Origin of the sequence: uncultured Thermanaerothrix sp., assembly GCF_938028735.1 — a bacterium.
Classification (GTDB): domain Bacteria; phylum Chloroflexota; class Anaerolineae; order Anaerolineales; family Anaerolineaceae; genus Thermanaerothrix.
Genome location: NZ_CALIMF010000001.1, coordinates 44,392 through 58,249, shown reverse-complemented (window position 1 = coordinate 58,249; position 13,858 = coordinate 44,392). Strand labels below are relative to the sequence as shown.

The following is a 13,858-nucleotide window of genomic DNA, read 5'->3' as shown; positions in this document are numbered from 1 at the left end:
TGTCAAACAAAAAGACACTATTGTATAATGTTTTTGTAAAATACGTTAAAAGCATAGCCCCTCCCCATTGGTTGGGGAGGGGCTTGACCGCTCTCAAAAAAGATTAGTAAATCAGCCGGTTGTCATAAGTGAGGAGGGCTTTCATGTAATTGGCGCGCTCAAACGCTGCGGGTTCAGCTACCGCCTGCTGGCTCATGCTCCCAATCATCTGCTGCACCGACTGGTATTCAAAAGTCTCCATCCACTCTTGCATTTCTTGAAGGATCTCGCCGGCCCGTTTCAGCCCATGCTTGAGCAGTGCCGAGGTTGTCATGGCCACTTTGGCGCCTGCCATCAGCGCCTTAATCACGTCCTGACCGGTGTGCACGCCGCTGCTCAGCGCCATATCCACAGGCACCCGCCCGTATAGAATCGCAATCCAGCGCAGGGGCAAGCGTAATTCATCCGAGGTGCTCAACACCAGGCTGGGTACCACCTCCAAGGTCTCAATATCGAAATCTGGCTGATAGAAGCGATTGAATAACACCAACCCATTGGCGCCCGCCCGGACCATTTGTTGAGCGAAATGGGGCAGTGCGGTAAAAAAGGGGCTGAGTTTGACCGCCAGGGGAATACGAATCTGCTTGCGAATATCTGCCACCAACGCTACGTAATTGGCTTCCAGTTCCGCCGATGTCAATGCGGGGTCGGTGGGCAGGTAATAGAGGTTGAGTTCCAGCGCATCTGCCCCGGCTTCCTGAATCAAACGGGCGTATTCGATCCAGCCTCCGCTGGAGACGCCGTTCAGGCTCCCGATGATTGGAATGCTAACACTTTCCTTCGCCTTGCGGATCAATTCCAGATAACCTTCCGGCCCAACGTTGTACCGTCCAAGATCTGGAAAGTAGGTGAGCGCTTCAGAAAACGAATCGCTACCGCGGGTCAGGTAGTGATCCAGCGCTAGGCTCTCGTGGACGATTTGCTCCTCAAAGAGCGAGTACATCACTACGGCACTCACACCCGCATCTTCTAAGCGGCGAATACCGTCCAGTTTCTTCGAAAGCGGCGAGGCTGATACCACCAAAGGGTTTTTCAGTTGTAGCCCTAAATAACGCGTTGTCAAATCCACCATATTTGCCTCCCAAGATCAAGTGAGGGTTCCAGGCTCCCTTCCCAGAACCCTCACCGCCTTTTCTCATTCAATCTTGCGCTGGCGCGCCCTCATGACCATTCCCGTTAATGCGCATCACCATCTCGGCCATTTGCTTATACTGCAACCAGCGACGTTTCACGTCCTCCTGTGCGGCCTTAAGGAGCATTTCGGCACGTTGCTCATCGCTTTGGGTTAGCATGCGGTAGCGTGTCTCGTTGTAGACATAATCAGCCAACGGAACGCTCGGTTCTTTGCTATCCAGGATCAGCGGATTCTTGCCCTCTTCCAATAACATTGGGTTGTAGCGGAAGAGCGGCCACGCCCCCGATTGGACTGCAAGTCTCTGCTGGTCCAGACCCTTGCGCATGTCAATGCCATGGGCAATACAGTGGCTGTACGCAATGATCAGCGACGGCCCCTCATACGCGTCCGCTTCCAGGAAAGCCTTCAGCGTGTGCTGATCGCTGGCGCCCATGGCCACCCTGGCCACATAGACGTAACCGTATGTCATGGCAATCAACCCTAGATCTTTCTTGGGCAGACCTTTTCCATTGGCAGCAAATTTAGCGACCGCAGCGCGTGGTGTGGCCTTAGAGGCCTGACCGCCGGTGTTGGAATAGACCTCCGTGTCAAGCACCAAAATGTTGACATCCCGTCCCGAGGCCAGCACGTGATCCAGGCCGCCATAACCGATGTCATAGGCCCAGCCATCCCCACCGACAATCCACACGCTCTTGCGCACCAGAAAATCTGCCACATCCATCAAGAGACGTGCACGCAGGTCTTGGATCCCGGCCAGACGCTCCTTGAGCAAGGCCACGCGCTGACGTTGCTCGCGAAGACCCGCTTCAGTGCGCTGGTCAGCATTCAAGATGGCGTCCACCAGTGATTCACCCACCTCAGTAGCCAGGCTTTGGAGCAATTCGCGTGCAAATTCACTTTGTTTGTCAATGGTCAAGCGCATGCCTAGCCCAAATTCAGCGTTGTCCTCAAATAGGCTATTGCTCCAGGCCGGCCCACGCCCTTCGCGGTTGTATGTCCAAGGCGTGGTAGGCAGGTTACCCCCGTAAATCGAGGAACAACCGGTTGCATTGGCGATCACCACGCGATCGCCGAAGAGTTGGGACATCAACTTGAGATAGGGGGTCTCGCCACAGCCAGCACAGGCACCCGAGAACTCGAAGAGCGGCTCCAGTAACTGCGAATTTTTGACCGTGGAGACGCTAATCGCGGTGCGATCCACCTCGGGCAAGGAGAGGAAGAATTCCCAGTTCTCACGTTCCTGCTCGCGCAAGGGCGGTTGCGGGGCCATGTTGATCGCCTTCAGACCAACCTGGCTCTTGTTCTTGGCCGGGCAGGCTTCCACGCACAGCGCACAGCCGGTGCAGTCCTCCGGTGAAACCTGCAATGTATACTTCATCCCCGGAAATTCCTTGAAGCGCGCATCGGTGGACTTGAAAGTCGCCGGCGCATTTTCAAGGTACTTGGGGTCATAAACCTTCTGGCGGATAACCGCGTGCGGACATACCATGACGCACTTACCGCACTGGATACACACCTCCGGATCCCACACCGGGATCTCCAAGGCAATGTTGCGCTTCTCCCACTTCGCTGTACCGGTAGGGAAGGTGCCATCTTCAGGCAATTTACTAACCGGGAGGCGGTCGCCCTCGAAGATCATCATCGGCGCCAACGTCTCACGCACAAATTCAGGCGCTTCATCGGCTACCGGTTTGCGGCGGGTGCGAGTGGCCGTCACCTTGTCCGGCACTTTCACCTCTTGTAAGTGTGCTAATGCCTGATCTACGGCAGCAAAGTTGCGTTGGACCACTGCCTCACCACGTTTGCCATAAGTCTTCTGAATGCTCTTCTTGATCTGAGCAATCGCCTCATCTTGCGGCAGCACCCCACTGATGGCGAAGAAACAGGTCTGCATGATGGTGTTGATACGTCCACCCATGCCGGTCTTATTCGCAACATCGTAAGCATCAATGACATAGAAGCGCAGTTTCTTGGCAATGATGGCCTCTTGCACTTCGCGCGGGAGTTCATCCCACACCTTATCCGCCGGGTAAATGCTGTTGAGCAGAAAAACACCCCCGGGCTTGGCATATCTGAGCACATCCAAACGCTCCAGGAAGGAGAATTGGTGACACGCCACAAAATTAGCATCTCCTTCCCCGATCAAGTACGGTGCACGGATAGGCTTGGGACCAAAACGCAAGTGCGAGATGGTTACCGATCCCGACTTCTTAGAGTCGTACACGAAATAGCCCTGAGCGTAATTATCCGTCTCCTCGCCAATGATCTTGATGGAGTTCTTGTTGGCACTGACCGTTCCATCTGCCCCCAGCCCGAAGAAGACGCAGCGCACCGTCTGCGGATCCTCAATCGAGAAGGATGGATCGTAGGCCAGGCTTAGATGAGTAACGTCGTCTTCAATCCCTACCGTGAAATGATTGCGCGGTTGATCTTTTTGTAATTCATCAAAGACCGCTTTAACCATGGCCGGGGTAAATTCCTTGGAGGAAAGACCATAACGGCCGCCCACAATCACCGGCGCCTGGCTGAAGGGAGCAAAGCCCTGACTCAAACCCTCATAAACTGCCGCAACTACATCTTCATAAAGGGGCTCACCCGCCGCACCGGGCTCTTTGGTGCGATCCAGTACGGCGATCTTGCGCACAGTTGCCGGCAGGACGCGGAGCAAGTGACGCGCCGAGAAGGGCCGATAGAGATGCACTGTCACCACACCGACCTTCTCACCGCGTTCCATCAGGTAGCGTGCCGTTTCTTCAGCCGTTTCGGCGCCAGAACCCATTAGGATGAGCACCCGTTCAGCATCTGGTGCACCCGCGTAGTCAAAGAGGTGATACTGCCGGCCGGTCAATTGGGCAAAGCGATCCATCACCCTCTGCACGATATCCGGACAAGCCTCATAATAGGGATTGCAGCGTTCACGGGATTGGAAGAAGACATCCGGGTTCTGGGCCGTGCCACGGATAACTGGATGATCGGGGCTAAGCGCACGCGCGCGGTGCTGACTAACCAGCTGGTAGTCAATCATCGCGCGTAAATCGTCTTCGCTGAGAAATTCAATCTTGTTAATTTCGTGAGAGGTGCGGAAACCATCAAAGAAGTGCAGAAACGGCACGCGGGATTCAAGGGTAGCCGCTTGGGCAATCAGCGCATTATCATGGGCCTCTTGCACTGAGCGTGAAGCCAGTAGCGCCCATCCGGTCTGGCGGGTGGCCATCACATCCGAATGATCACCGAAAATGGAAAGCGCGTGCGTGGCAACCGTGCGCGCCGAGACGTGAAAAACCGTCGGCGTCAATTCGCCCGCAATCTTGTACATGTTCGGGATCATCAACAGCAGACCCTGCGATGCCGTGAAGGTAGTGCTAAGCGAACCGGTCTGCAAAGCGCCATGGACAGCACCAGCCGCCCCTCCTTCAGACTGCATCTCTACGACCAGCGGCACTGTCCCCCAAATATTGGGAATACGCTTGGCCGACCACTCATCAGCCAATTCCCCCATCCCCGAAGAAGGCGTAATGGGGTAAATGGCGATCACTTCGTTGAGGCGATAAGCCACATGGGCGACCGCCTCATTCGCATCAATTGTGATTACGTTACGACTCATAGGACACACTCCCTATAAACCTGGGTTATTGCGCGCTTCATTTTTACTACCACGCTGGACAGCGTGGTCTAGACACAATTCGTTCATTCAAGTTTATCCCCATTTAGAAATGAGCAAAAGTTATATAGGTCACCTTATTTGTGTGCGTCCTGTCACAATTCAATGATCCCCCTTCTTCCGCCACTTCGGGCTCGGATTCAACGCGGTAACAAATAAGGGCGCGCCAAAAACAAGGCGGCCAGCGTTTTGGAATCACGAATCTCACCCCGCTGAGCCATGGCATAGGCCTCCTCAATGCTCAGCACTCGCAGGCGCAAGAATTCGTCCACATCTGGATGCAGAGGAGCGGCGTACAAATCACGAGCCAGGAAGGCCATCATGCGCTCAGTACAATAACCTGGGGCAAGGTAGAACTGCCCCAGTTCGATCCATTCGCGGGCGGCATACCCAGTTTCCTCGCGGATCTCGCGCTCAGCGCAGGCGCGTGCCTCCTCCCCGTCTTCCATCACCCCCGCTGGCAGTTCTAGCAATTCCTGGCCCGCCCCAATGCGATACTGTGCCACAAACAAAATCCGTCCTTGTGCATCCACGGGCACAATGCTAATGGAGTCGCGGTGCTCAACCAGGTCATAGAAACGCACTCGGCCATCTGGGAGACGGACCTGCACTTTAGCCACATCAAAGGCATGCCCCCGATATTGAGGTTCGTAACCAAGGATCTCAAACATCATGCACCACCTCGGAATAAAGGAATGGAAGAACAGAATAAGCGCGGGTCAGGGCATTCACCCGCGCTCTTGCTTCTAATTACCTCGACCCTACGACCGGGGATCAGGGAATTTGCAGCACTTGGCCCGGCGTCAGCGTATATGGACTCTGGAGATTGTTGGCGGCAATAATGGATTCAGGGAAGACATCTCCAAACTCGCAGGCAATGGAGTAAATCGTATCGCCGGCCTTTACTGTGTACTGCGTGGGATGGGGCTTTAAGGCACGTTCACCTGCGCTCCAAGCACCTCCCTGTGGAATTTTCAACACCGTGCCAGCTGCAGGTCGCGAGTTCATCGTCAATCCGTTGGCATCAAAGAAGGCGTTGATGTCAAGATTGTAACGACGGGCGATACACAATGGCCATTCACCGGGCTGCAGGGTGTAAGTAGCGGGACGGGTAGGTGTCGGAATGATCACCGGGGTGCTAGTCGGTTCCGGCGTCGGAGTCTCAACCCCTACTGGCGTCGCTAGCGGTTCGGCTGGCGTGGGCATGGCCATCTGGGTTTGTTGAGCCACCTCGGTCATACGTTGTGCCACATCCACCGGAAAGGGAAGTTCTTCCGAGGTTGGGGTGGCCAGGGCAGTCGGCGACGTGGAGGCCGAACGGGTACACCCAGAAACCACCAGTGCGATCAGCAATACAAATGCCAGGATAAAGGGAATTTGTTTTTTCATAGAAAATTCTCCTCCAATCGCTCGTTTAAAAATAGCGCCCAGCGCAACACCTTCTGGAGTGATTTCAACTCATAGTAGCATATCGCCAAATTTGCGTCAAGAACACCCGTACATGAATTTTCAACCCCAATCAACTTGGCTAATTTTTATGTCAAATATCCCCCCACTTGGTTTGTGATCCCTTTGCAAAGTTCCTGCCTGGATGAAACTCATATCTTTTACAGCAAAAATGTCACAGAGGGTCAAGATAAACATCATTGTTCCCTCGTGACTTCTAACCATAGCCACCCATTCATAGATATAGTATCATCAGTAGCGACAACGTGGTCATCCGGACACCTCCAGACAAGCTCATCGCTGTCTCCTCCTTTGGCAAGAGCCTCCGCCGGAAACGAGCAACGCCTTCGGCGGAGGCTTCCTTGTTAACCAATCACCGCCCATATCCTCGAAAACGCTACCCAAGTTACGCCTCGACCACGGGCAATACAATCGTGAAAGTGGTGCCCTGCCCAAGCGTGGACTCAACCCAGATGCGCCCCTGATGGCCCTCAACAATTGATTTTACAATAGCCAGTCCCAGCCCACTCCCAGAAACCTCTATGCTGGCGTTGCTGGCACGGTAGAACTTATCAAAAACGAAGGGCAAGTCCGACATCGGGATTCCGATCCCGGTGTCACGGAACTGCAAAATGATCTGTTCCTGCTCCATCTGTCCGCGGATGGTAATTTGCCCGCCAGGCGGCGTGTATTTAATAGCATTATCCAGCAAATGCTCAAACATCTGGCGAATCTGAACCGGGTTGCCCAAAAAAAGCGGCAGGTCCTCAGGCAATTCCTTCACCAGGCGATGCCCCTTACGCTCCAGGGCCTTCTTGAAATTCTCAATGGCGTGATCCAGCACATGGTTCAGGCTAAAGGATTCTTTGCGGGTATCAAAGCCCGCCTCAATACGCCCTAGATTCACCAGATCATCAACTAGGTGAGTAATATTCTGAACGCTGGCCTGCACCCGGCGGATGAACTCTTGCTGCAACTCGTTCACCGGGCCAGCACGCTCGATTAACTCCACATACCCCAAGATTGCTGTCAGCGGTGAACGCAAATCATGCGAGACCGTACTAACAAATTCGCTCTTAATCCGATCTATCTTCTTCAACTGGGTAATGTCATGCAGGGTTACCGCTGTGCCCACATCTGGGATTGGCGTGCGCTGCACATCGAAAACCCGTCCATCCTCTACCGTGAACTCCAGTCGGCTGGATAAACTGCGGGTGGACAATTCCAGCAACTCCACCAGTTCGGGATAGGCGATCACCTGGCGGGCAGGTTTTCCAATCCAGTCAGACTCAGCCAGGTTGAGAGCCGAGATGGCCGCCTGATTGATGAGCAAAATACGCCCACTTTGATCCGCAACAATGACCCCATCCTGAATGCGCCGCAGGATGGTTTCCAACTTATTACGTTCCAGGCGCGTATCATTGTAAAGACGTGCGTTTTGGATGGCGATGGCAGCATAGTCCGCCAATGTGTTTAAGAGTTGCACATCACGCTTTTGAAACTGAAAACGGCTGTGCCGGTTATCCACTCCCAAAACGCCAAAAACCTGACCTTTGTACTGTAGAGGCACATACACCAGCCCATGGACCAGGTAAGCCGTCTTGATCTTCTGGGGTGTGTTCTCGTCCAGGAGCACCGGCTGCCCAGTTCGCACCACGGAACCCGCTAGGGTATCTTGGATGGGGAGACGAAAAGTACGTACAAAATCTTCCTGAAAATTCTTGGAGGCGCGCATATAAAGCTCGCCGGTTTCCTCATCCACCAGAAGGAGCGCACCTTCTTCGGCACCCGTCAATTCAACCGCTGCCTCCACAATGGCTGAAAGCACGCTGTCGGGATCCAGAGAGGCCGTAATGCTTTGGCTCAAACGGGCCAGTGTCTCCAGTTCATCCACCCGCCGTTGCAGCCGATCCGTATAACGGCGCGCCTCAAGCATCATCCATTCGCGCAGGCGCTGCGACCGCGTAAGATTGTTCTCTACCGCACGCAACACCTCTTCCGACTTAAGGGGCAGACTGAGATAATCGCTGACCCCCAAACGCAGGGCTTCCTTGAGTAATTCCGGCGTATCCTTTTTTACCAGAAGCAGGATGGGGACCTCTGGATGATCTCGACTTAACTTGCGTGCCAAATCCAGGTGATTATTGCCCCTAAAAGTATCGGAGAGAATCACGAGCTCTGTGGGATGGGTGTTAAGGTAACTGAAGACTTTCTCTTCTTCTTGGAATATCGCTACCGAATAACCCGCTGCCTGTAAGACCCGCTCGAGCAGGTAGTTAACCTGTGAGTCGGAAGTCGCTACCAGGATGTTGACATCCTTCACCTGAGTCATGGCGTCTCGGTTGCCTTTGCGAGAGAAGATAACGTAGTTGCCTGAGTTTGGACAAGCGGAAGGGTCAGATGCCAGCGTAACTGTTCCGGGGTGACAAACTCTAACCAAATTTTACCCCGACATTGGTTCAGGATCTGCCGAATCAAGCCCCAATCGGCCTCTGGTTCTCCTGGAAAACGGCGCCGAACGGATGCAATTCCTTCAAAAGGCTGTTTCTGGAGCGCTTTGCGTTGCTCGTCATCCAGGTCAGCCCAGCATTCCAGTTCTAAATGAGCCGCGTCATCTTGCGAATGGGTGCACCCCCTGATCTGACCGTCCTCGCTTATCCCCATGACCAGCGCCAGCAGGCCATGCAGAAGGTAGCGCAATAGAGTCTCGTCCTCCTCCACTAGCAGCGGCTGCGGCGAATAGGTTAATGTCAGTTCCTGATGGCGATGCTGAGCGAGGGGACGAAGATGGCGCACCGCTTCGCTAACTAGGCCATTGAGATCCTTGGGCTGAGCGGAAGTTACAGGGGCTGCTTCTGGGTGAGCGGGAATAAGCCCTGCCAAAAGGTACAACCCTTCCAGACTCTCGCGCCAAGCGGTCAAGGCTTGGCGTTGCATCGGGCTCCAGCGCGCCGTTGGGTCCTTAGTCAGCTGCTCCAAGGCCTGATTCTGCGCCTCGGCATGCTCGCGGACCTTAAGGCAAACCTGCTGTAAGGTTTGGTTCATCACCCGGGCACGCAGGCCAGCGCTTTTCATCAAAGCCTGCTGAACACGGACGCGTTCTTCCAAGGCGCGGAAGAGACGCGCGTTGGCTAGCGAGATCGAGGCAAAATCGGCCACAGCCTCTACCAGGCGCTGTTGACTGGGCGAGTAGGGTACATCCTGCTTGCGCATTAGAACCACGATCCCAATGACCTGCTGAGAGGCCTTGATCGGCACTATTAAAGCCGCCCGCCCCAGCGTGGTGACCCGAAAGCGTTTGAGCGGCTCGCCATTGAGCGCCAGCGACTCACCCGAAAGGGCCACCAACCCACTGAGCCCATCCTCCCAGGGGTGATTGCGCTGCGCCATTAGCGAGGCCGGCAGGTGTTTGCCGGCTACCAGCACCCATCCTTTGCGCTCCTCATCCTTAAGCAACACCCACCCCAGGTCGGAACGGGTAACCTTAATTAACTGCTCCAACAGTTGCTCAAGCAGCACTCCCTGATGGGTCAACGAGGTCAATACTTTGGCGATGTTGAAGATTGTATTGAGTTCATCCAAACGCTGTTGGAGTTCTTGATTGGTATGCTGAAGGGCCTGCGCCAGTTGTTCCCGTGCCCGGCGTTCACGCACCTGTTTGAGCACCCGTTCAACTACGGTCAGCACCTCCGGTTCACGAGCCGGCCAGAGCAGGTAGTCCACGGCCCCAACCCGGAAATTCTGGATCAGATCTGCTTCGGCCCCCTTAGGCGCAATCAGCACTACTGGGATATCCAACCCCTGGGCGCGCAACGCCACCAGCAAATCCTTGCTACTCAATCCCTCCAGCACCAAATCGCATAAAATCACATCCGGCAACGTCTGGACGGCCATCGCAATCGCGGCCGAGACTTCTGATACACATTCAACGCGATAGCCGGCTGCCTGGAGCGATTGACGTCCCACAACCTCACAAATCCGGGGATCAGGTTCAATGACCAGCAGATATTCCCGAGATTGAGCCATGCCTTTAATATAGCATGATTATTAACCCTGGGGAGAGCCCCTTAGCCTTTTACGGGCTTACGGGTGCTTTACAATTTGGTTAGGCCAATGTATAAGCGTTTTGTAAGAACCCTCCGCGTAGCCTTGACTTCCGTGAGTTTGTGGACATAAAATGAAAGTATGGAATACAAAGACTACTACAAGATTCTCGGCGTTGATCGCAATGCCACTGAAGAAGAGATCAAAAAAGCCTACCGCCGCCTGGCTATGAAGTATCACCCGGATCGCAATCCGGGTGATAAATCAGCCGAGGAGAAGTTCAAAGAAATTAACGAGGCCTACGAGGTCCTCGGCGATCCCGAGAAGCGCAAGCGCTATGATGCGCTGGGTGAATCCTACTTCCGTTGGCAACAGAGCGGCGCCCCCGGTGATTTCAACTGGGAAGAGTGGTTCGCCCAGGGTCCGGTGGGTACACGCACGGTGCGCATTGATCTCGATGATCTCTTCGGCGAGCTGGGTGGCTTCTCAGACTTCTTTAGCGCCATTTTTGGTGGAATGCCGGGCACGTCCACGCGCACAGCTGGCCGCCGCACTCGCCAGACCACCCCAGCGGTGGAACAGCCAGTACAGATCACCCTAGAAGAGGCCTATCACGGCACCACCCGCCTTATTCAAGTAGATGGCCGTCGTCTGGAGGGGAAGATCCCGCCTGGCGCACGCACTGGTACCAAAGTCCGCCTAGCGGGTCAGGGCCCCATCGGCCCCAATGGACAGCGCTCTGATCTCTACCTGGTGGTGGAGGTTTTACCCGACCCGCGCTTCGAGCGTAAAGATGATGATCTTTACACCGAGGTAACCATTGACCTCTACACCGCTGTATTGGGTGGGCAGGTGACGGTACCCACCCTGAGCGGCAACGTGATCTTGACCATCCCGCCAGGCACACAACCCGGGCAGGTGTTTCGTCTCTCAGGGCGGGGAATGCCCAATTTGCGTAACCCTCAAAAACACGGCGACCTTTATGTCAAGATAAAGGTGGAAATTCCACGCCACTTGACCCCCCAGCAGCGCGCTCTGTTCGAGCAACTGCGCCAAGGTGGCTAAGAATTAGAGAGGATAGTGATGACCAGATGAAACGAATTGGCTGGTTAGCGATTCTTAGCATCATGTTTCTGGCGGTCCTGGCCTGTAGCCTGACACCGGCTCTGCCGCGCTTGACCAGTGCCCCAACTGCTACCCCGCAAGCCGCCGCGCGGGCAACCGAATCGCGGCCCCCTGTACAGCCCAGCGCAATCACCACCCCAACCCTGGTGGCCGAACTTCCTGCCGCAATGACCGACCGCGATGCCCTTCTCGCCAATCTCTACGAACGCGTGGCTCCGGGTGTAGTCTTCATCGCCACGACTACCAACGGCGAGATCGAAAGTCTAGGGTCGGGCTTTGTGTACGATCGCAAGGGGCACATTATCACCAATTATCATGTCGTCGAAGGCGCCAGCAGTCTGGAGGTCTTTTTTGCCTCCGGTTTGAAAGTCCGGGCACAAGTGATCGGGGAGGATTTGGACTCCGACCTCGCCGTGGTAAAAGTAGATGTCCCGCCTGAGGTGCTGGTTCCCCTACCATTAGGGGATTCGGACCAGATACGGGTTGGGCAAACGGCAGTGGCTATCGGCAACCCCTTCGGGCTGACGGGCACAATGACATTGGGCATTGTCTCGGCTAAAGGGCGCACCTTAGAATCGCTGCGCCAGGCCGAGGGGGGAACTTTCTTCAGTGCCGGTGATGTAATCCAGACGGATGCTTCTATTAATCCCGGTAATTCCGGGGGCCCTTTGCTGAACCTGGCTGGGGAGGTCATCGGTGTCAATCGTGCCATCCGTACGACCGGCACCACCATCACCGGCGAACCGGTCAACAGTGGAATCGGCTTTGCTGTCTCCAGTAACATCGTGCGGCGTGTGGTACCTGTGCTGATTGAAAAAGGATCTTATGATTACCCCTACCTCGGCATCTCCAGTCGCGAGATGCTAACCCTAGAACAAATCGAAGCCCTGCGTTTGCCGCGTCAAACCGGCGCCTATATCGTCTCAGTTACCCCCGGCGGTCCAGCGGAGCGGGCAGGATTACGAGGCGGCAGCAAGCCCACCCGTTTCACCGGCCTGCCGGCTGGGGGCGATTTGATCATCGCGATTGACGAGCAACCTGTCCAGACCTTCAGTGACCTGCTCAGTTACCTGATGAAAAACAAGAGCCCTGGCGATACGGTCATCCTGACCATTATCCGCGATAATCAAGAAAAGGAGGTGAGCGTCACTCTGGGTAAGCGCCCCTAGCCGATAACGGGGGCTTTCGACCGGCTCTGTCGGTTGTGCCAATCCCTTAACAAGGAGGATGCCATGTTAACCGATCAGGATGTGCGGGAGTTACTTAAATTCACCTCGCCCCACCCTGTGTTGAGCGTTTACCTCAACACTGATCCCACCCTGGGGAACAAAGACTCCTACCGGTTGCGCCTGCGCAACATGCTTAAAAAAGTGGATCTCCCGCAGGATGAAGAGGCCGTTGAGCGCTACATCATGCAGGAATACGACTGGAGCGGCCGTGGTGTAGCCGTTTTTTCATGTGCACCACAGGGGTTCTTTCGGGCTTACTCCTTGGCCATTCCGGTGCGCGACCTCGTACATGTCAGTGATCGCCCCAGCGTGCGTGTGCTGGCCGACTTGCTGGATTCCTACGGCGGTTACGGCGTGGTGCTGGTGGATAAGCAAGGGGCGCGACTCTTTCACTTCCACCTGGGTGAATTGCGCGAGCAAGAGGGCATCGTTGGCGAACTGGTCAAACGCACCAAGCACGGCGGCGCTTCCAGCCTGCCCGGGGCACGGGGGGGAATTGCTGGACGCACTAAGCATGTAGATGAGGTGATTGAACGCAACATGAAAGAAGCGGCGGATTTTGCCGTCGCGTTCTTCGAACAGAATCGCGTCCGCCGCATCCTTATTGGAGGAACTGAAGACAACGTAGCGCTCTTCCGTTCCTTGCTCCCCAAGGCCTGGCAGAGTCTAATTGTAGGCACGTTTCCCATGAACATGACAGCCAGCCATGCCGAGGTGCTGGCTAAGGCCATGCAGGTCGGTCAGGAGGCCGAAACCAAACGCGAAAATCAGTTGATCAAAGACCTGATCACTGCAGCGGCCAAAAACAGTGGCGCAGTGATCGGTTTAGAAAACACCCTCCAAGCGGTCAATGAGGACCGCGTGAGCACCCTGGTCATCTTGGAGGGTTTTGGACAGGCGGCTTATCGCTGCACCCAATGTGGTTACCTGACCTCACGCCAGCAGACCACCTGCCCCGCCTGCGGAGGTGAGATGCACGAGATCGCCGATGCGGTGGATTTTGCCGTCAGCCGGGTGATGCGTGGCGGGGGTGACGTGGAAGTGGTACACCATAATCCCGAATTCGAGAAAGCCGGAATGATCGGGGCTTTCCTACGCTATTAACCCCGAAACCTGACAATTCCCTGCTGGAAATGGGGATGACCCTGGCATGACCAGGGTCATCCGATTAAGCCATGC

9 protein-coding genes are annotated in these 13,858 nt (G+C 55.2%); 3 read left to right on the top strand and 6 right to left on the bottom strand.

The window, feature by feature from the left end; genetic code table 11:
* Positions 1-103 precede the first annotated feature (103 nt).
* From Q0721_RS00250 to Q0721_RS00225, 6 genes are all read right to left on the bottom strand, one after another.
* Complete coding sequence (locus Q0721_RS00250) at positions 104-1,111, bottom strand: dihydroorotate dehydrogenase-like protein (RefSeq protein WP_299024086.1); 1,008 nt, start codon at positions 1,109-1,111, stop codon at positions 104-106.
* 67 nt (positions 1,112-1,178) lie between these two features.
* On the bottom strand, positions 1,179-4,778 hold the full coding sequence (nifJ, locus tag Q0721_RS00245; RefSeq protein ID WP_299024083.1) for a pyruvate:ferredoxin (flavodoxin) oxidoreductase: 3,600 nt from the start codon (positions 4,776-4,778) through the stop codon (positions 1,179-1,181).
* Positions 4,779-4,975: 197 nt separating this feature from the next.
* Complete coding sequence (locus tag Q0721_RS00240; RefSeq protein WP_299024081.1) at positions 4,976-5,509, bottom strand: NUDIX hydrolase; 534 nt, start codon at positions 5,507-5,509, stop codon at positions 4,976-4,978.
* Between the two features lie 100 nt (positions 5,510-5,609).
* Entirely contained in the window at positions 5,610-6,224 is a 615-nt protein-coding gene (locus Q0721_RS00235; protein ID WP_299024078.1) for a LysM peptidoglycan-binding domain-containing protein, read from the bottom strand.
* A 463-nt stretch (positions 6,225-6,687) separates the two neighbouring features.
* Positions 6,688-8,613 carry an ATP-binding protein gene (locus Q0721_RS00230; RefSeq protein WP_299024076.1) on the bottom strand — a complete coding sequence of 642 codons (1,926 nt, stop codon included), beginning with the start codon at positions 8,611-8,613 and terminating at the stop codon, positions 6,688-6,690.
* The gene (locus Q0721_RS00225; RefSeq protein WP_299024074.1) at positions 8,610-10,307 is read right to left on the bottom strand and encodes a GAF domain-containing protein; all 1,698 of its coding nucleotides are present in this window, start codon (positions 10,305-10,307) and stop codon (positions 8,610-8,612) included. The genes Q0721_RS00230 and Q0721_RS00225 overlap by 4 nt, the downstream gene beginning before the upstream one ends.
* 159 nt (positions 10,308-10,466) lie before the next feature.
* Between Q0721_RS00225 and Q0721_RS00220 the strand changes: the two genes are divergently transcribed.
* The 3 genes from Q0721_RS00220 to Q0721_RS00210 all read left to right on the top strand — a co-directional run bounded on the left by Q0721_RS00220 (position 10,467) and on the right by Q0721_RS00210 (position 13,783).
* Positions 10,467-11,390, top strand: a complete 924-nt coding sequence (locus Q0721_RS00220; protein ID WP_299024072.1) for a J domain-containing protein — start codon at positions 10,467-10,469, stop codon at positions 11,388-11,390.
* 26 nt (positions 11,391-11,416) lie between these two features.
* Complete coding sequence (locus tag Q0721_RS00215; protein WP_299024070.1) at positions 11,417-12,619, top strand: trypsin-like peptidase domain-containing protein; 1,203 nt, start codon at positions 11,417-11,419, stop codon at positions 12,617-12,619.
* Positions 12,620-12,682: 63 nt separating this feature from the next.
* Positions 12,683-13,783, top strand: coding sequence for a hypothetical protein (locus Q0721_RS00210; RefSeq protein ID WP_299024067.1), 1,101 nt, complete (start codon positions 12,683-12,685; stop codon positions 13,781-13,783).
* Positions 13,784-13,858 lie beyond the last annotated feature (75 nt).